The following is an 18,073-nucleotide window of genomic DNA, read 5'->3' as shown; positions in this document are numbered from 1 at the left end:
TCGAAGAAAACGCGGCGCTTGCGCCGCGTTTTTTTTATGCGTCACGCACAGGCCGCGCGGCGCGCGCGGCATGCAGATCAGCGCAGCGCCGGCAGCAGCCGCTCGGCATCGCCATCATTGGGGGCCGCTGGAACGCCCAGCAGGCGCGCCAGCAGCGGATACACGTCGACGTTGTCGAAGCCTGCGATGGTCTGGCCCTGCTTGAACGATGGACCGCGTGCAATGAACACCGCGCGCATCGAGGGCAGGGCGTTGTCGTACCCGTGCGAACCACGGGTACCGGGCGCGCGGGTGGCCACGCTGGCGCGGCTGAGTGCGTTCCAGCCCTCGTGCATCTGGCACACGATCGGGGGAATACGCGGGTTGGACCCGTAGTGCCAGCGCGCCGGCAGCGTCTGCCGGGTCCAGCAGTCGTACTGCGCGTGTGCCCCCAGCAGCGCCTTTTCGGCTTCGCGGCGCTTGCCCGGCAAGGGCGCAAACCCCACCGACTGCCCCATCGACACATCCGTGGCAATCGTCGGGTCGACCATGTCTTCGATGGCGATGGTCTGGCCGTCGGGCACGCTGGCCATGCCGTGGTCGGATACCACGATCACGTTGGTGCTGTTTTCCAGCCCGCGCGCTTGCAGGCCGTCCAGCAGCCGACCGATGGCCTGGTCGACCTCGCCGATCGCGGCGGCATACTCCGGCGAATCCGGGCCATGGTCGTGGCCGGCGTGGTCCACCTGTTCCATGTACAGCGTGACCAACCGCGGCGCATCGACATCGGTCTGGCCGACCCAGCCCAACACCTGGTCCACCCGGTCGGGCAACGGCACGCTGGCATCGTAGGTGCGCCACTGGCTGGGGCGTACGCCCTGGATGGCGGCTTCGCTGCCGGGCCAGGACAACGTCGCGGTGCGCACACCGGCTTTTTCCGCGCCCACCCAGATCGGCTCGCCGCCCCACCAGCGTGCATCGGTCACCGCTTCACGCTTGCTCAGACGGAAGCTGCCCAGTGCGTCCTCGTGCATGCTGTTGTGGATGATGCCGTGGTGGTCCGGACGCAGCCCGGTGACGATGGTGTAGTGGTTGGGGAAGGTCAGGGACGGATAGGACGGGGTCATCCAGCGTGCACGCACGCCCCCGTCGACAAGGCGCGACAGGTTGGGGGTGATGCCGCGGTCGAGCATGTCTGCACGCAGGCCGTCGATGGACACCAGCAGCAGCTTCGGCGTGGTAGCGGGCGCGGCAACCGGCACGCGGCCCGCCGTCGCAGAGTCGAAAGGAACGCTGGCACAGCTGGTCAACGCGAGGGTGGCGGCAAGCGCCAACGAAAGGCGGACGGAAGTCATCCGGCCATGATAGTCCGGTGGGGTGACGCGGCGAAGACAACCGATGGCAGGGTCAGGCCAGGTGAGCGATGTGCATCACCTGCGCGATCAGGCGAACAGCGCGCCGGTGTGCGTTTCCAGCTGCAGCAGCGCGGCCTTGGTCGGCAGCCCGCCGCCGAAGCCGGTGAGTGCGCCGCTGCTGCCGATCACGCGGTGGCAGGGCAGCACGATCGGCAACGGATTGCGGCCGTTGGCGGCACCGACCGCGCGGCTGGCCGTGGGGTGGCCGATGTGGCGGGCCAGCTCCACGTAGCTCCAGGTCTGGCCGAAAGGAATGTCGGCCAGCGCCTTCCACACGCGCAGCTGGAAGGGCGTGCCATGCGGGGCCAGCGGCAAGGCGAAGCGCTGGCGTTCGCCCTGCAGGTACTGCAGCAGTTGCGTACGCGCATCGCGCAGTGCATCGGCGTCGTGCTGCCACTGCGCGCGGCCCTTGGCGTCGTAGCGGTTGTTTTCGAACAGGATGTGGTGGATGCCCTGGGCGTCACCGGCCACGGTCAATGCGCCGATGGGGCTGTCGAAGGTGTCGTAGAACAGGGTCATGGGGTCGCTCCGGAAGTGGGGGTGGACAGGTGCCAGAGGTGCAGCACCGCATAGGCGCGCCACGGTCGCCAGGCCTGCGAGCGCGCTTCGGTGGCGCGTTCGCTCAGGCGGGTCTGGCCGCCAAGCACCTGCTGCAGCACCAGGTCGCCGGCGGGGAAGGCATCGGGAAGCGCCAGTGCGCGCAGTGCCATGTAATGCGCGGTCCACGGCCCGATCCCGGGCAACGCCACGCAGCGTTCGACGAAACTCTCCAGCCGTTGGCCGGCGCTGAAATCCAGGCGGCCTTCTGCTACCGCCAGGGCCACGGCGCGCACGGTGGCGGCGCGGGTTTTCGGCAGCCCGATGCTTTCCAGCGGCGCCTCGGCCAGTGCCTGCGGGGTGGGGAACTGGCGGTCCAGTCCGGCCGGCATGCCCGCCAGGTCCTGTCCGAACCGATCCACCACGCGCCGCGCCAGGGTCGTGGCGGCGGCCACGCTGACCTGCTGGCCGAGCACCGCGCGCACCGCCACTTCGAAGCCATCCCAGCCACCGGGCACGCGCAGCCCGGGGCGCAGTGCGATGCCGCGCGCGAGCAGCGGGTCCTGCGCCAGCGTGGCGTGCACGATGCGCAGGTCGGCATCGAGGTCGAAGATGCGACGCACCCGGCGCACGATCCCGGGAATGGCACGCGGGTCGACCTGGCCCAGCTGCAGGCGCAGTTCGGCACGTTTGGGGTCGGCGCTGACCCGCAGCACGCTGGGCCGTTCGGGCGGGCCGATGACGCGCTGATAGCTGTCCGCGTCGATGCACTCGATGCCGGGAATGGAGCGGCGGCGCAGGAAATCCAGCATCGCGGCGAAATCCAGCGGCGGCCGATAGCCCAGGCGCAGGGTCAGCGCGCCATCATCAAGGGCCCCGCGCTGGCGGCGGATCGCGGTGGGCGGCATGCCGCAGCCGTCCACGAACGCGGCGTTGAAGCGGCGCAGGCTGTTGTAGCCGGCAGCCATGGCCACGTCGGTGACCGGCAGCGCGGTTTCGGTCAGCAGCTGCTTGGCCAGCAACAGGCGGCGGGTGGCATGGATCTGCGCCGGCGCCGCGCCCAGGCGCGCCACGAACAGGCGCTGCAGCTGGCGCGCGCTCAGTCCCAGCCGGGTGGCCAGCGCGGGTACGGCGGCGTCCTGCAGGTAGCCATCGTGGATCAGGGCCAGGGCGCGCTGCAGCGTTTCGTTGCTGAGGGCGTCCTGGGCCTCCGGCGCCAGTTCCGGGCGGCAGCGCAGGCAAGGACGGAACCCGGCCGCCGCGGCCGCCGCAGCGGTGGGGTAGTAGTCCACGTTGCGCGGCTTCGGCGGGGGCGCCGGGCACACGGGCCGGCAGTAGATGCCGGTGCTGCGCACGGCGGTGAAGAACACCCCGTCGAAGCGCGCATCGCGGGCAAGGCGGGCGCTTTCGCAGGCGGCGTAGTCCAGGGGCAGGGCGGTGTCCATGGGGCCCAGTCTATGCCCGGCCGTCGCGCTCGGCTCGCCATTTTCGGACAGCAATGCGACGGCCGGTCGCGTTGGTTCAGGGCAGGTTCCCGCGCAGACGGTCGCGCACACTAGACTGTGTGTTCACGCGCCGCTGCGCGCGCTCCTTCGTACGGATACCGGGTCGTTCATGTTGCTCAAGTCGTGGTGGTTGCCCCTGTTGTGCCTGGGTCTGGCCGGTTGCAGCCAGCTGGAGAATCCCGGCAACGTCACTGCCGCCGACAAGGCGGTGCGTGCACAGACCGCCGATGGCGACCACATGGTGTCGTTCAACGCCGCCGATGCGCCGGCACCGGCCCCGTTGCCGCCCAAGCGCGGCGACCAGGGCTGGGGCGAGGCGGCGCTGGAAAACGGCAAGGCGTGGGTGAGCTGCGACACCGATTACGCCGGCGAAGGCGGCGATGGCATCGCGCTGGAAACGCTGGACCGCGCCAGCATCGACGCCGCGCTGGCACCGTGCGTGGAGCGCGGGCTGGTGCGGGTGCGCTACGTGGGCAAGATCAACCCCGGCTTCTCCGAGCTGGTGGCGCGGTTGGCGATGGTGGCCGACGCGCAACGCATCTCCAAGCGTGTGCTCGACCTGGATTCCAGCGGTGGCCAGGTGGAAGCGGCGATCGTGGCCGGCGACCGCATCGGCGAATCCAACTGGACCATCTGGATCCGCGAAGGCTCGGTCTGCCACAGCGCCTGCGTGTTCGTGCTGGCCGCCGGCGACAACCGCCTGGTGGCCGGCAAGGTCGGCATCCATCGGATGATGCGGATCAGTTCCAAGGCGACCTCGCGGGCCGAGCTCAACCGCGAGCTCCATGAGGTCTACGACAACGTCAAGGACTACCTGCAGCGCAACGGCGTGGCGGTCGGCGTGGCCGACCTGATGATGACCGTGCCCAACCGCAGCCTGCGCCTGCTGACCAGCGACGAGTTGCGCCAGTTCGGGCTGGATGGCACCAACGCGGTGCAGGACGACTTGGAGCGGATCAAGCAGATGCGCAAATGCGGCGATGATTTCGTGCGGCGCAAGGACGCGTTCCTGATCGCCTTCGACCAGACCTGCAAGCGCGAAGGCACCGAACTGGAGACCGTCAACAGCTGCGGGCAGACGCTCAAGCAGCGCTACGGTTTCCCCGATGCCACCTGCCCGGACGAGAGCCCGCTGTCGGAGATCGACGTGTCCACGCTGCTGCCGTCCAGCGTTGCGCCCGGCCATGACGCGCCGGCCGAGCGCACTGCCAGCGACGTTGGCCAACCCTCGCCGGAAACCGCCGAACGCAACTGACGAACCACTCACGGGGTTCCCGTAGACTGGCCTGGATCCTTCCAGCCAACGGTGTCCTGATGCGTGTTCCGCTGCTGCTGTCTTCGCTCCTGCTTGCTGCTGTTGCCCAGGCCCAGACCCCGCCGCCGGCCACGCCCGCGCCGGCCCCTGCGCGCCCGGCTCCGGCCGCCGCACCCGCTGCACGCCCGGCCCTGACCCCGGCGCAGCAGGCGCAGGTGCACAAGCAGGATGCGGAAATGAGTGCAGCCGCGTTGCAGGTGGCGCAGCTGGTGGACACCAACCGCGCTGCCGAGGCATGGAAAGGCGCCTCGGCCGTGGCGAAGAAGTCGGTCACCGAACAGGCCTTCGTCAGCCAGCTCAACGCCGACCGCAAGCGCCTCGGCGCGCTGGCGGCGCGCGGCCAGCCGGTGGTGACCCGGGTCAAGTACGCCGCCGGCGCAACCGTGCCCGAAGGGCTGTACATCAACGTCAGCTTCCCCACCCGGTTTGCCAACAGCGCCCAGCCGGTACGCGAGCTGGTGTCGTTCCGGCTGGACGAAGACCGGGTCTGGCGCCTGGCCGGTTACAGCGTGCGCGCCGCTACGCCCTGATCGACCCCGTCATTTCCTGAGGAGTGCAGCATGAGTATCGAGATCCAGATGCTGGTGTGGTCGATGGTGCTGGGTATCGTGCACCTGTTCGCCGCCTCCACCGCCGTCACCCGCGAGCGCGGGTTGCAGTGGAACGCGTCGGCCCGCGATGGGCAGAACCCGCCGGTGCGGCCGCTGACCGGGCGCCTGCAGCGTGCGCAGTCCAATTTCATGGAAACCTTCCCGTTCTTTGCGGCGGCGATCCTGGCGGTGGTGCTGACCCAGCGTCAGGACGGGCTGACCGCGCTGGCCGCGCAGCTCTATTTCTGGGCACGGGTGGTGTATCTGCCGTTGTACGCAGCCGGCGTGCCGTACGTGCGCAGCCTGGTGTGGCTGGCCTCGCTGGTGGGCATCGTGCTGTTGCTGTGGGCGTTGCTGTAACGCACCAGTGAACGGCGGCTGCGGCCGCTGATCCAGATCAAGGCGGGGCGCGCGCGATCGGCGCTAAGCTGGCATGGACCAGTCACCGCAGGATCGGACATGTCGGACCAACCCACCCAGGAGCAGTGCATGCCGGAGCAGCCGGTGGACGTGGTGGTGGTGGGCGCCGGCCCGGCCGGGCTGTGTTTCGCCCGCGCGCTGGCCGGCAGCGGCCTGCAGGTGGCGCTGGTGGAACAGCAGCCGCGCGCGGCACTGGCGGAGGCCGCCTTCGATGGCCGCGAGATTGCGCTGACCCATGCCTCGCGGCAGAGCCTGGAGACGCTGGGCATCTGGCAGCGGCTGGACCCGGCCGAGATCTCCCCGCTGCGCGACGCCAAGGTGATGGACGGCAGCTCGCCGTTCGCGCTGACCTTTGCCGCCACCCAGCGCGATACGCAGGATCTGGGCTGGCTTGTACCCAACCATCTGATCCGCCGCGCCGCCTGGGCCAGCGTGCAGGACCAGCCGGGCCTGCAGATCCTGGATGAAACGCGCGTGGCCGGCATCGTGCCGGGGGCAGGGCGCAGCGTGGTCACCCTGGCCGATGGACGCCGCCTGGCCGCGCGCCTGGTGGTGGCCGCCGACAGCCGCTTCTCCAGTACCCGGCGCATGCTCGGGATCGGGGCGCGCATGCGCGACTTCGGCAAGTCGATGCTGGTCTGCCGGATGCAGATCGAGGTGCCGCACCAGCACACCGCGTGGGAGTGGTTCGGGTACGGTCGCACGATGGCGCTGCTGCCGCTCAATGGCGACCAGGCCTCGGCGGTGATCACCCTGCCGCCGCGCCAGATCGAGGCCTTGATGGCGCAGGAGCCGGCCCGCTTCGGGCACAGCATCAGTGGCTTGTTCGAGCAGCGGCTGGGGGCGATGGTGCCCAGCGCGGCCCCGGTGGCCTACCCGCTGGTGGGGGTATATGCCCATGCGTTCGTGGGCGATCGCTGCGCGTTGATCGGCGATGCAGCCGTGGGCATGCACCCGGTCACCGCGCATGGGTTCAACCTGGGCCTGGCCGGCGCGCACCGGCTGGCCAGCGTGCTGAACCAGGCGGCGGCCCGCGGCGGCGACATCGGCGCACCGGCCGGGTTGGCCAGTTTTGAGCGCGGCCACCGGCTGGCCTCGCGCCCGCTGTACGAGGCCACCAATGCCATTGCCACGCTGTACACCGATGACCGCCTGCCCGCGCGGATGCTGCGCCGGGCCGGGTTGCGCCTGGCGCACGGTGTGGCCCCGTTCCGCCAGTTGATCGCCGCCCACCTGACCCAGCGCGACGCGCGGGTCTGAGGTGGGTCAGGGGGCGTCGCTGTCGGCCAGCACGTTGATGGTGGTGTCGCCGAACTGCACCACCTGGCCGCCGCGGATCTTGCAGGCCTTGCGCAGTTCGACCTCGCCGTCGACCAGGACCTGGCCGTCGCCGATCACGGTCTTGGCCTCGCCGCCGCTGGTGACCAGGTCGGCCAGCTTGAGCAGCTGCTTGAGCTCGACGTAGTCGCGGTCCAGTTCAAATTCGAGGGTCTGCATGGAACGGGTATCCTGGGAAGGGGCGCGGACGTGGGACCGGGCCGGGAGAGGGCGCGTATTGTGCGCCAGCAGGCGGCAGAACGGCATCCATGCGGAAATCTGTACGCGTTGTTCAGGAACGATGGAGTATCATCGCGGCCTGAGCGAGTGAATTCTCCTCCGACCGAGCAGCGCTAGGGCACGCGATAAGAAAGGGCGCCCAAAGCGCGGACCATCCCCTTTTTTATCTCACTGCCTCCTCAACGGCAGTGCTTTGGAGTTCCCCATGTCCCAAGAAACCTCCGCGCCGCTGCTGTTCGCAGACCTCGGCCTGTCCGACGCTGTGATGCAGGCCGTCGCCACCGTCGGTTACGAAACCCCGTCGCCCATCCAGGCTGCCACGATCCCGGCGATGCTGGAAGGCCGCGACGTGCTCGGCCAGGCCCAGACCGGTACCGGCAAGACCGCCGCCTTCGCGCTGCCGGTGCTGTCCAACCTCGATTTCAACCAGACCAAGCCGCAGGTGCTGGTGCTGGCGCCCACCCGCGAACTGGCCATCCAGGTCGCCGAGGCGTTCCAGACCTATTCGTCGGGCATCCCCGGCTTCCGCGTGCTGCCGGTGTACGGCGGCCAGCCCTACGGCCAGCAGCTGCAGGCCCTGCGCCGTGGCGTGCACGTCATCGTCGGCACCCCGGGCCGCGTGATCGATCACCTCGAGCGCGGCACCCTGGACCTGTCCGAGCTGAAGACGCTGGTGCTGGACGAAGCCGATGAAATGCTGCGCATGGGCTTCATCGACGACGTCGAAGCCGTGCTGAAGAAGCTGCCGGAGACCCGCCAGGTCGCCCTGTTCTCGGCCACCATGCCGTCGCAGATCCGCCGCATCGCGCAGACCTACCTGAAGAACCCGGCCGAAGTGACCATCGTCAGCAAGACGACGACCTCGGCCAACATCCGCCAGCGCTACTGGTGGGTGAGCGGCATGCACAAGCTGGACGCGCTGACCCGCATCCTGGAAGTGGAACCGTTCGACGCGATGATCATCTTCTCGCGTACCAAGGCGGCCACCGAAGAGCTGGCCGAGAAGCTGCAGGCCCGTGGCCTGGCCGCGGCCGCCATCAACGGCGACATGCAGCAGGCCCAGCGCGAGCGCACCATCGGCATGCTGAAGGAAGGCAAGCTCGACATCCTGGTGGCCACCGACGTGGCCGCCCGTGGTCTGGACGTGGAGCGCATCAGCCACGTGCTGAACTACGACATCCCGTACGACACCGAAAGCTACGTGCACCGCATCGGCCGTACCGGTCGTGCCGGCCGCACCGGTGACGCGATCCTGTTCGCCACCCCGCGTGAAAAGGGCATGCTGCGTGCCATCGAGCGCGCCACCCGCCAGCCCATCGAAGAGATGCAGCTGCCGAGCGTGGACGCGGTCAACGACACCCGCATCACCAAGTTCATGAGCCGCATCAGCGATGTGCTCGATGCCGGCGGCACCGAGTTCTACCGCGACCTGCTGCAGCGCCTGGAAGGCGAGAAGAACGTGCCGGCCATCGAGATCGCCGCCGCGCTGGCCAAGCTGCTGCAGGGCGATTCGCCGTTCCTGCTGACCCCGCCGGTCCGTGGTGCCCGTGAAGAGCGTGCCCCGCACCAGCGCAACGAGCGCAGCAACGACCGTGGCGAGCGTCCGGCCCGTTTCGAGCCGCGCTTCGAGCGTGGCCCGCGTCGTGAAGACGACCGCGGCCCGCGTCCGCCGCGTCCGGAAGGCGACTTCGGCAACAGCGACGGCGGCTTCGAACGCGCCCCGCGCCGTGACATCGCCCCGCGCGGTGCCGCCGAGCCGGGCATGGAAACCTTCCGCATCGAAGTGGGCCATGTGCACGGCGTCAAGCCGGGCAACATCGTCGGCGCGATCGCCAATGAAGCCGGGCTGGAAAGCCGCTTCATCGGCCGCATCGACATCCACGACGACTTCTCGGTGCTGGACCTGCCTGCCGAAATGCCGCAGGACCTGCTGACCCACCTCAAGAAGGTGTGGGTCTCGGGCCAGCAGCTTCAGATGCGCAAGGTCGAGCCGGGTGAAGACCTGACCCCGTCGGCGCGCCCGGCCTTCAAGCCGAAGTTCGGTGGCAAGCCGCGTGGTCCGGGTGGTCCGGGTGGCCATCGTGGTCCGGGCGGCCCGGGCGGCAATGATCGCCCGCCGCGTCGCGACGGCTTCAAGCCGCGCGGTCCGCGCAACGGCTGATCGCCCACGCGATCCAGACAACGCCAGCCTTCGGGCTGGCGTTGTCGTTTCCGGGGGGCGGAAATGCCGCAACGCGCCGCCGCTCGGTTTCGCACCGTTTCAACATCCCCCGATCTAGCCTGAAGGTTGATGGGCTCGATACACCACCCACTCCACGGCTCCGGGGGGATCCGCGATGCTGGCAACTGGCAGGGATGTTGGTGCAACAGCGGTACCGTATCTCACGCGGGGATTGACCCTGCGCTTCGTCCTGCTGACCGGCATGGCGATTGGCCTGGTGGGCATTTCCGCGCTGATCCAGGAGCTGCAGGCCGCGTCCACCGCGTGGATCGTGGGGCAGAGCCACTGGTCGCGGAGCCAGCAGCAGGCCAGCTTCGCGCTCAGCCGCTATATCAACCACGGTCGACCGCGTGACTTGGCTGAAGCCCGCCAGGCACTGACCGTGCCGTTGGGCGACCTGGACGCGCGGCGCGCGCTGGAGCAGGACGACGCCGACCTGGCCCGGGCCCGGCGCGGGTTCCTCGGCGGCGGCAACGCGCCGGGTGACATCAACCGCCTGATCCTGTCGTTCCGGTACCTGGGCCACCTCGGCTATTTCAAGGATGCAGTACGGCTGTGGCGACAGACCGACGCCCCGTTGCTGCAGCTGGCCGGCCTGGTCGGCGCGGCGCAGGTCCTGCACGCCCGCCGCGACGTGGAACCGGTGACCCAGGCGCTGTTGCTGGACCAGCTGCAGGCCCTGGATCGTGACCTGCAGGCCCGTGCCAAGGCCTTTTCGATGTCGCTGCAGCGCACGGCCTCGATCGTGCGCATCACCACCTTGCTGGTGGGCGGATTGTCGGTGCTGTTGATCACCCTCGTGGCCGTGATGCTGTCGCGACGGGTGCGGCACGATCTGCTGGAACAGGAAAGCCGCTTCCGTGCGGCCTTCTACCAGGCCACGGTGGGCATGCTCAAATTCGACCAGACCGGTGGTGTCATGGAGGTCAACCAGGCCATGGCCGACATCCTGGGCTACTCGCGCGATGCGCTGCTCGGGCTGTCCATCCAGGACCTGGTGGCCGAGGGCGAACTGGTGCTCGACGACGCGGGCCAGATCGACTGGGGGCGCCAGCTGCGCCCGGCCGAGCTGCGCTTCCGGCGCGCCGATGGCGGGCTGATGTGGGGCCGCTGGAGCGGCACGCTGGTGCGCACGGCCGGCCGCGAGGTGTCGGTGTTCGCCATCGTGGAAGACGTGTCGCAGAACCATGCGTTGGCCCGCGAGGTGGAACACCACGCCAGCCACGATCCGTTGACCGGGCTGATCAACCGGCGCGAGATCGAACGCCTGCTGGAGCAGGCCCTGATCGATGTTCGCAACCATGGCGGCGTGCACAGCCTGTGCTACATCGACCTGGACTATTTCAAGCTGGTCAACGACGGGCTGGGCCACGCCGCGGGCGACCAGTTGCTGCGCAACTTCGCCGATTACCTGGTGGGGTCGGTGCGCGAGGGTGACTGGGTAGGGCGGCTGGGCGGCGACGAGTTCGCGCTGTTCCTGGCCAATGCGGCCCAGGAAGAGGCCAAGCAGGTGCTGCAGCGGATCGTGCGTTCGCTGGGCCAGGCCAACTTCCAGCATGGCGACGGCAGCCTGCGGGTCAGTTGCAGCGTCGGCGTGGTGGAGGTCACCCGCGAGGCGGTGGACGTCAACTGGCTGATGAGTGCGGCCGACAGTGCCTGCTATGCCGCCAAGGAAGCCGGGCGCAACCGCGTGCACTGCTACAACGAAAGCCGCATGGCGCTGGACGAGCGCCGGCAGGAAGCCGAACGCCTGGCGCGGGTGACCAGTGCCATCGCCGAGAACCGCATGCTGTTGTATGCGCAGCGCATCGAGCGCGTCGGCGATCCGGGCTTCCTGCATTACGAAGTGCTGGTACGCATGCGCAGCCCCGACGGCCTGCTCCAGGCCCCCGGTGAGTTCATGCCGGCCGTGGAGCGCTATGGCATGGGCATGGCACTGGACCGGCACGTGCTGGGGCTGCTGTTCCGCCACCTGCAGGTGTGCCCGGCGCACGTGCAGCGGTTGGGCCTGTGCAACGTCAACGTGTCGGCGCAGTCGATTGCCGAGCCGAGCTTCCTGGCCTTCGTCTGCGACCTGCTGGAGCGCAACCGCGGGCTGGCGCGCAAGCTCTGCTTCGAGGTCACCGAGACCGCCGCCATCAGCAGCCTGGCCCAGGCGCGCAGCTTCATCGAAGCGGTCAAGGCGCGGGGCTGCCAGGTAGCGCTGGATGACTTCGGCTCGGGGCTGTCCTCGTTTGGCTACCTGCGCCAGCTGCCGGCGGACATGCTCAAGATCGACGGTGTATTCGTGCGCGACATGGACATCGATCCGGTCAGCCGCGCCGCGGTGCGCGCGATCACCGAGATTGGCCGTGAGCTGCACATGACCGTGATTGCCGAATGGGTGGAATCGACCGACGTCGCCGAACAGCTGCAGGTGCTGGGGGTGGACGGGCTGCAGGGGTATGCGATCGAGCGACCGATGGCGCTGGAGCGGATGACCCAGCCGGCGCTGTGGCCGGGGCGCAGCGCGCTGCCTTCGGAGGGCCGGCCGGGCCAGCCATGAGACCAATGGCCCGCGCCGCCCGCCGCGATGGGCTGCGTGAAAGCGCCAGGTTCGGGCGATAATCCCCGCCAGGGGCGGCACGCGACCTGCGTGGCGGCATCGAGGTTGGGGCAGGGTGTGAGGGGATGGCGCGGCAGGTGGATGGAATGGGGCGCAGTGCAGGTACTGCTGGCCCTGCTGTTGCTGCCGGCCTGGGCGGCCGCCGACACCGTGCTCGCCGCCACCACCCGGGTGGGCACCGACGTGCTGCTGCTGGGCGCCGCTACGGCTGAACGCACCCCCCAGCGCGCCTGCACTGCCGAAGTGCTGGCCCGCCACCAGCAGGTGCTGCACGTGCCCGCGCCCGCGGGCGGCTGGTCCGGTGAGCCGCAGGCGGTGGACGTGTTCGGGGTGCTGGCCGGCGAGGTGCGGATCAGCCACGGTGACCGCCAGATCTGCGGCAGCATGCATGATGCGCGCACCCGTGATTCCCGCTTCCGGGCCGGGGTGGGCATGGTGGTGGTGCCCACTGCCGGCGATCACGAACCGATCGTGGTGTCGTGGGCCGCGCCGATCAAACCCCGCTGGATTCCCACCGTGCAGCTGGGCGCGCCCAGCCCGGTGCAGCAGGACGACACCGCCCGGCTGCTGGTGCGCGCGGCCTGCGTGGCGGTGGCCATTGCCTTGGCGCTGTCGGCGCTGATGGGCTATGTGACCACCAAGGACCGCTCGTTCCTGATCTACGTGGCCATCTGCCTGCTGCTGGTGCTGTGGCAGGCCGTACTGGGCGGGTTGAGCGGGTATCCCGAGCCGTGGTTGCCGGTCGAGAACCGGGCCTCGTGGTGGCTGGTGTCGCTGACCGCGTTCACCGAGGCAGTGCTGCTGCCGGTGCTGTGGCGCCTGTGTGGCGGCGACCGCCGCTGGCCAGGGTCACGGCCGGCCCAGCATGTGCTGCTGTGGGGCTTGTTCGCGCTGGGTCTGGGCGTGCCCTGGATGCACTTTGCGGTGTTGCCGGGCGTGGCCGCCGGACTGGAAGCGTTGTTCGTGCTGGGCTGCGTAGCCTGCCTGGCGGCCGGCAGCTGGGGCGTGCTGCACCGCGACCGCTACGCGCTGGCCGGGCTGAGCGCGCTGCTGCCGTGGTGGATCATGATCATGGCCGATGCGCTGCACGCGCAGTGGCTGGTGGCCTACCGGATCGAGTCGCTGCAGCTGGGCACGACCTGGTTCCTGATGATGGCCGCCTACGCGCTCAACCTGCGCCTGGGCCGGCTGCGCCAGCAGCGCGACGAACTGCGCCAGCTGGCGGATACCGATGCCCTGACCGGCCTGCCGAACCGACGCGCCGGCCTGCGCAAGCTGGCCCACTACCTGGAACGTGCCGTCCAGGACGAACAGCCGCTGGCGATCGGGTTCCTGGACATCGACCTGTTCAAGGACATCAACGACCAGTTCGGCCATGCCGTGGGCGACCAGGTGCTGGTGGCGGTGGCGCGCCAGCTGCGCGATTCGGTGCGCAACCACGACGATGTGATCCGCATGGGCGGTGAGGAGTTCCTGGTGCTGCTACCGGGCGCCAACCGGGCCAGCGCCTTCGCCCGCCTGGAAACCGTGCGCCAGCAGGTGCAGGCGGTGACCCGGGTGCTGGCCGTGCCGGGGTTGGAGGTGTCGGGAAGCATCGGCCTGGCCGTGCTGCGCGGGGACGGCGACGACCTGACCTCGCTGCTGCGCCGCGCCGACCACGCCATGTACTGCGCCAAGCGGGCCGGCCGCAACCAGGTATTCGACGCCGACCAGGCCGCCCCGGCCGACGCGCCGCTGCGTGTGTGAACAGCCGGCGCCCTGCGCGGGCCGGGTTTGCCGGATAATGGGCCGATGACAATCCGACTCAACAAACACATCGCCGAAACCGGCTTCTGTTCCCGGCGTGAAGCCGACCGCCTGATCGGCGAACGCCGCGTCACCGTCAACGGCCACCCGGCCGGCACCGGTGCGGTGGTCGGCGAGGGTGACGTGGTGCTGGTCGACGGCCAGCCGCTGCGTGCCCGCGAAGCCAAAAAGGCCGGCGGCCGCAAACACGTCTACATCGCGCTGAACAAGCCGGTCGGCATCACCTGCACCACCGAAAGCACGGTCAAGGGCAACATCGTCGAGTTCGTCGGCCACGAGCAGCGGATCTTCCCGATCGGCCGCCTGGACAAGGATTCCGAAGGCCTGATCCTGCTGACCAGCAACGGCAACATCGTCAACCAGATCCTGCGCGCCGAGAACGGCCACCAGAAGGAATACATGGTGGCGGTCAACAAGCCGGTCACCGACGAGTTCCTGCGTGGCATGGCCCGCGGTGTCCGTATCCACGATGAAACCACGCTGCCGTGCCGCACCAGCAAGCTGGCCAAGTTCGGCTTCCGGATCACCCTGCAGCAGGGCCTGAACCGGCAGATCCGCCTGATGGCCGCGGCCTTCGGCTTCCGCGTCACCCAGCTGCGTCGCGTGCGCATCGACAACATCAAGCTGGGCGCGCTCAAGCCGGGCCAGTGGCGCAACCTGACCGACGCCGAGCTCAAGGGCCTGCTGCCCAAACAGCTGGAATGGTAAGGACGCGCGTCACGCGGTGAGCTGGCCGTCCGGCTAGACTGCGCAGGCACAACCCGCCTGCCTGCCGCCGATGATCAAGCCGTCCCTGCCGGACAACGAAGAGCAGCGCCTGCTGGCGCTGCAGCGCTACCAGATCCTGGATACCGCCAAAGAGCGGTCCTTCGAGGATCTGGTCACCATTGCCACGGCATTGTGCGGCACCCACATGGGGGCGGTGACCCTGATCGACCGCGACCGCCAGTGGTTCAAGGCGCGCCAGGCGCTGGATGCCACCGAAACCTCGCGCGACATCTCCTTCTGCGGCCATGCGATCCTGCAGCCCGACCAGGTCATGGTGGTGGAAGACGCACGGCAGGACCCGCGGTTCTTCGACAACCCGGTGGTGGTCGACGACCCGCATATCCGCTTCTATGCCGGCGCGCCGCTGCTCAGTTTCGATGGCCTGCCGCTGGGCACGCTGTGCGTGTTCGACGCCAACCCGGGGCACCTGCGGCCCGACCAGGCCCAGGCGCTGGTGGCGCTGTCGCGCCAGGTGTCGCTGGTGATGGAGCTGCGCCGCTACGCGTATGAGATCCAGCAGCACATGCGTGACCGGGCCTGGTACGAGCAACGCCTGTCCGAATACAACGCCCTGCTCGAACAGCAGAACGCCGACCTGGCCGAGCAGAGCCGCACCGATCCACTGACCGGGCTGCCCAACCGGCGGGCGATGAGCCTGGCGCTGGAAGCGGCGGTCACCGATGCGGACGGACAGCCGCGGCAGACCGCGGTGGCACTGCTGGACATCGACCATTTCAAGAACGTCAACGACCTGTACGGCCACGCCACCGGCGACCACGTGCTGGCCGAACTGTCGCGCCTGCTGCGCGCGCATTTCGCCGGGCAGGGCCTGGCGGCACGTTACGGGGGCGAAGAGTTCGTGGTGCTGATGCCCGACACCACGCTCGGCACCGCCGAGCTGCAGTGCGACTTCCTGCGCATGGCCGTGGCCGACCTGCCGCTGGGCATTCCCTTGACGATCAGCATCGGAGTTGCCGCGCATCGCCATGGCGACGGCGTGGACCAGACCCTGGCACGTGCCGACGCGGCGCTGTACCGGGCCAAGCATGAAGGTCGCAACCGGGTGGTGCGCGCGGAGTAGGCGCGTCGCACCGCCTGCGAACGCGCTGCCGCAGACTGCCGGGCCCTCCACGCCGAGCCCTGCGCATGCTGCAGACCCTTGCCATTGCCAACTACCGCTCCCTGCACCAGCTGGTGGTGCCGATGGAGCGCCTGAACCTGGTCACCGGCGACAATGGCAGCGGCAAGTCCAGCCTGTATCGCGCGCTGCGGCTGTTGGCGGAGACCGCGCAGGGCGGGGTCGCCGCGGCCCTGGCCCGCGAGGGCGGGCTGGGCTCGGCGCTGTGGGCCGGCCCCGAACAGATCGACCGGCGCATGCGCCAGGGCGAGATCCCGGTGCAGGGCACGGCGCGTACGCAGCCGGTGTCGCTGCGGCTGGGCTTCGCCGCCGAGACGTTCGGCTATGCCATCGACCTGGGGTTGCCCGTGCCCAGCCAGTCGATGTTCGATCTGGAGCCGCAGATCAAGTCCGAGTGCATCTGGGCCGGGCCGTTCCTGCGCAGCAGCACGCTGCTGGTGGAGCGCCGTGGCGCGCGCGTGCGGCGCCGCAGCGGCCACGGCTGGGAAGGGCTGGACGAACCGCTGTCGGCCTTCGACAGCTTTTTCACCCAGCTGGCCGACCCCCAGCGCATGCCGGAAGTGATGCAGCTGCGCGAGTACATCCGGCGCTGGCGCTTCCACGATCATTTCCGCACCGACAGCGGCGCGCCGGCACGGCAGCCCACGCTGGCGATCCGCACCCCGGTGCTCAGCCACGATGGCCACGACCTGGCGGCCGCCTGGCAGACCATCCTGGAAATCGGCGACGCGCCTGCGCTGGCGCGTGCGGTGGACGACGCCTTCCCGGGCGCACAGGTGCACATCGACGCACACGAAGGACGCCTGGCGCTCAAGTTTCTACAGCCAGGCCTGTTGCGGCCCTTGGCGGCAACGGAACTGTCCGACGGCACGCTGCGTTACCTGCTGCTGGTCGCCGCGTTGCATACGCCGCGACCGCCACCGCTGATGGTGCTCAACGAACCGGAAACCAGCCTGCACCCGGACCTGCTGCCCGCGCTGGCGCGGCTGATCATCGCGACCAGTGCACGCAGCCAGCTGTGGGTGGTGTCGCACGCCAGCCGCCTGATCGCGGCGCTGCAGGAGGCACCGGCCTGCCACACCATCGGGCTGCACAAACTGTTCAGCCGAACCGAGGTGATGGGACAGGGGCTGCTGGACGCACCCGCCTGGCACTGGCCGTCGCGGTAGATGGCTACCGTCGGTCGGCACGATGCGGCGTTCAATCGACGACGTTGTGCGCCTCGGCCGTGCCCAGGATCTCCGGGTGTTGCACCCGCTTGCGCCGGTTCAACAACGGGTGCAGGAACACCGCGCCGACGATGATGGCCACGCCGACGTAGAACACCGGGGTCAGTTCACGCTGCTCGCTGAGCAGCACCATCGCCAGCAGGATCGCGTACACCGGCTCCAGGTTGGTCACCAGCTGCGAGGTGTAGGCACTGATGTGGCGCAGCGCGACCAGGGCCAGCGCAAACGGCAGCAGGGTGCAGACCCCGGCCAGCACCAGCAGCAGCACGCCGTCGTGCAGGCTGGGCACCACCCACAACGGGCCGGCCAGCGGCGGCAGCAGGAAGGGCAGCAGCGGTGCCAACAGGGTCAGGGTGACGGTACCGGCACCCAGTTCCAGCGCCGTCACCGTGAGCGGGTCGGCGTGGCTTACCAAGCGCTTGTTGAGCGACCCGAACACCGCCACCAGCAGCGCCGACAGCGCCCCGATCAAGACCCCCAGGCGCATGCCATGCGGCACCCCACCCACCACCAGCGCCACGCCCGGCAGCACGGCGATGCCGAAGGCCAGTTCGCGCAGCTGGAACGGCCGCTTGGCCACCCACGGTTCGATCACCGCGGTGAACACCGGGGCCAGTGCGATGCAGGTGGCGGCCACCGATGCGTTGGCCAGCTTCACCGCGCCATAGAAGGTCAGCCAGTGCAGCGCGACCAGCGCGCCGACCCCGCAGTAGCCGGCAAACAGCGCCGGTGACAACTGGCGCAGGCCGCGCCAGACCCGCGGCAGCACGGCCAGCATTGCCACCACCAGCAGCATCCGCCACCACACCAGTGGCAGCGCGGGCAGGGTGATCAGCTTGCCGAGGATGGCGGTAATGCCCCACAGCAGCACACAGAAATGGATTTGCAGCAGCGCGCGGCGGGTATCGGTCATCGGCATCGGGATATTGTGCGGCAAGCCGCGGCCGACCGCGACAACCGCGCGGCACCTGGCATGGCATCCTGCGCA

The 18,073-nt window shown here is 69.3% G+C and carries 15 protein-coding genes; 10 read left to right on the top strand and 5 right to left on the bottom strand.

Annotation, left to right across the window (positions count from 1 at the left end; all coding sequences use genetic code 11):
• Window positions 1-77 precede the first annotated feature (77 nt).
• The 3 genes from AC6CHL_RS18800 to AC6CHL_RS18790 form a co-directional block, all read right to left on the bottom strand.
• Window positions 78-1,334 (bottom strand): alkaline phosphatase family protein, encoded by a 1,257-nt coding sequence (locus AC6CHL_RS18800; protein ID WP_498295760.1) that lies wholly within the window; start codon window positions 1,332-1,334, stop codon window positions 78-80.
• 87 nt (window positions 1,335-1,421) lie between these two features.
• The gene (locus tag AC6CHL_RS18795) at window positions 1,422-1,913 is read right to left on the bottom strand and encodes a methylated-DNA--[protein]-cysteine S-methyltransferase (RefSeq protein WP_498295758.1); all 492 of its coding nucleotides are present in this window, start codon (window positions 1,911-1,913) and stop codon (window positions 1,422-1,424) included.
• Window positions 1,910-3,376: a DNA-3-methyladenine glycosylase 2 family protein gene (locus AC6CHL_RS18790; RefSeq protein ID WP_498295756.1), complete on the bottom strand. Its 1,467-nt coding sequence runs from the start codon at window positions 3,374-3,376 to the stop codon at window positions 1,910-1,912. The genes AC6CHL_RS18795 and AC6CHL_RS18790 overlap by 4 nt, the downstream gene beginning before the upstream one ends.
• Window positions 3,377-3,545: 169 nt before the next feature.
• On the opposite strand from AC6CHL_RS18790, the gene AC6CHL_RS18785 reads away from it, so the two are divergent.
• The 4 genes from AC6CHL_RS18785 to ubiM all read left to right on the top strand — a co-directional run bounded on the left by AC6CHL_RS18785 (window position 3,546) and on the right by ubiM (window position 7,021).
• On the top strand, window positions 3,546-4,691 hold the full coding sequence (locus AC6CHL_RS18785) for a COG3904 family protein (protein WP_038689537.1): 1,146 nt from the start codon (window positions 3,546-3,548) through the stop codon (window positions 4,689-4,691).
• Window positions 4,692-4,747: 56 nt separating this feature from the next.
• On the top strand, window positions 4,748-5,281 hold the full coding sequence (locus tag AC6CHL_RS18780) for a DUF4019 domain-containing protein (RefSeq protein ID WP_498295818.1): 534 nt from the start codon (window positions 4,748-4,750) through the stop codon (window positions 5,279-5,281).
• Window positions 5,282-5,311: 30 nt separating this feature from the next.
• A complete protein-coding gene (locus AC6CHL_RS18775; RefSeq protein ID WP_038689533.1) occupies window positions 5,312-5,701 on the top strand; it encodes an MAPEG family protein in 390 nt (129 codons plus the stop codon).
• A gap of 99 nt (window positions 5,702-5,800) precedes the next feature.
• Window positions 5,801-7,021 (top strand): 5-demethoxyubiquinol-8 5-hydroxylase UbiM, encoded by a 1,221-nt coding sequence (ubiM, locus tag AC6CHL_RS18770; RefSeq protein ID WP_498295754.1) that lies wholly within the window; start codon window positions 5,801-5,803, stop codon window positions 7,019-7,021.
• 6 nt (window positions 7,022-7,027) lie between these two features.
• Here the strand turns inward: ubiM and AC6CHL_RS18765 are convergent, their stop codons facing one another.
• Window positions 7,028-7,258 (bottom strand): RNA-binding S4 domain-containing protein, encoded by a 231-nt coding sequence (locus AC6CHL_RS18765; protein ID WP_038689530.1) that lies wholly within the window; start codon window positions 7,256-7,258, stop codon window positions 7,028-7,030.
• 265 nt (window positions 7,259-7,523) lie between these two features.
• On the opposite strand from AC6CHL_RS18765, the gene AC6CHL_RS18760 reads away from it, so the two are divergent.
• The 6 genes from AC6CHL_RS18760 to AC6CHL_RS18735 all read left to right on the top strand — a co-directional run bounded on the left by AC6CHL_RS18760 (window position 7,524) and on the right by AC6CHL_RS18735 (window position 17,025).
• Complete coding sequence (locus AC6CHL_RS18760) at window positions 7,524-9,479, top strand: DEAD/DEAH box helicase (RefSeq protein ID WP_137188966.1); 1,956 nt, start codon at window positions 7,524-7,526, stop codon at window positions 9,477-9,479.
• Window positions 9,480-9,654: 175 nt separating this feature from the next.
• Window positions 9,655-12,084 (top strand): putative bifunctional diguanylate cyclase/phosphodiesterase, encoded by a 2,430-nt coding sequence (locus AC6CHL_RS18755; RefSeq protein WP_498295752.1) that lies wholly within the window; start codon window positions 9,655-9,657, stop codon window positions 12,082-12,084.
• Between the two features lie 141 nt (window positions 12,085-12,225).
• On the top strand, window positions 12,226-13,890 hold the full coding sequence (locus tag AC6CHL_RS18750; RefSeq protein WP_038689525.1) for a sensor domain-containing diguanylate cyclase: 1,665 nt from the start codon (window positions 12,226-12,228) through the stop codon (window positions 13,888-13,890).
• Window positions 13,891-13,935: 45 nt separating this feature from the next.
• On the top strand, window positions 13,936-14,658 hold the full coding sequence (locus tag AC6CHL_RS18745) for a pseudouridine synthase (RefSeq protein WP_038689523.1): 723 nt from the start codon (window positions 13,936-13,938) through the stop codon (window positions 14,656-14,658).
• A gap of 70 nt (window positions 14,659-14,728) precedes the next feature.
• Entirely contained in the window at window positions 14,729-15,799 is a 1,071-nt protein-coding gene (locus AC6CHL_RS18740) for a sensor domain-containing diguanylate cyclase (protein ID WP_498295750.1), read from the top strand.
• 65 nt (window positions 15,800-15,864) lie between these two features.
• Window positions 15,865-17,025 (top strand): AAA family ATPase, encoded by a 1,161-nt coding sequence (locus AC6CHL_RS18735; RefSeq protein ID WP_498295748.1) that lies wholly within the window; start codon window positions 15,865-15,867, stop codon window positions 17,023-17,025.
• A gap of 31 nt (window positions 17,026-17,056) precedes the next feature.
• On the opposite strand, the gene AC6CHL_RS18730 is transcribed toward AC6CHL_RS18735, so the two are convergent.
• Window positions 17,057-18,004 (bottom strand): DMT family transporter, encoded by a 948-nt coding sequence (locus AC6CHL_RS18730; RefSeq protein WP_141058815.1) that lies wholly within the window; start codon window positions 18,002-18,004, stop codon window positions 17,057-17,059.
• Window positions 18,005-18,073: the final 69 nt, after the last annotated feature.

This window comes from Stenotrophomonas sp. GQ19, from assembly GCF_059758695.1.
The sequence above is the reverse complement of the archived record's forward strand: the minus strand, read 5'-3'. Positions and strand labels throughout refer to the sequence as shown.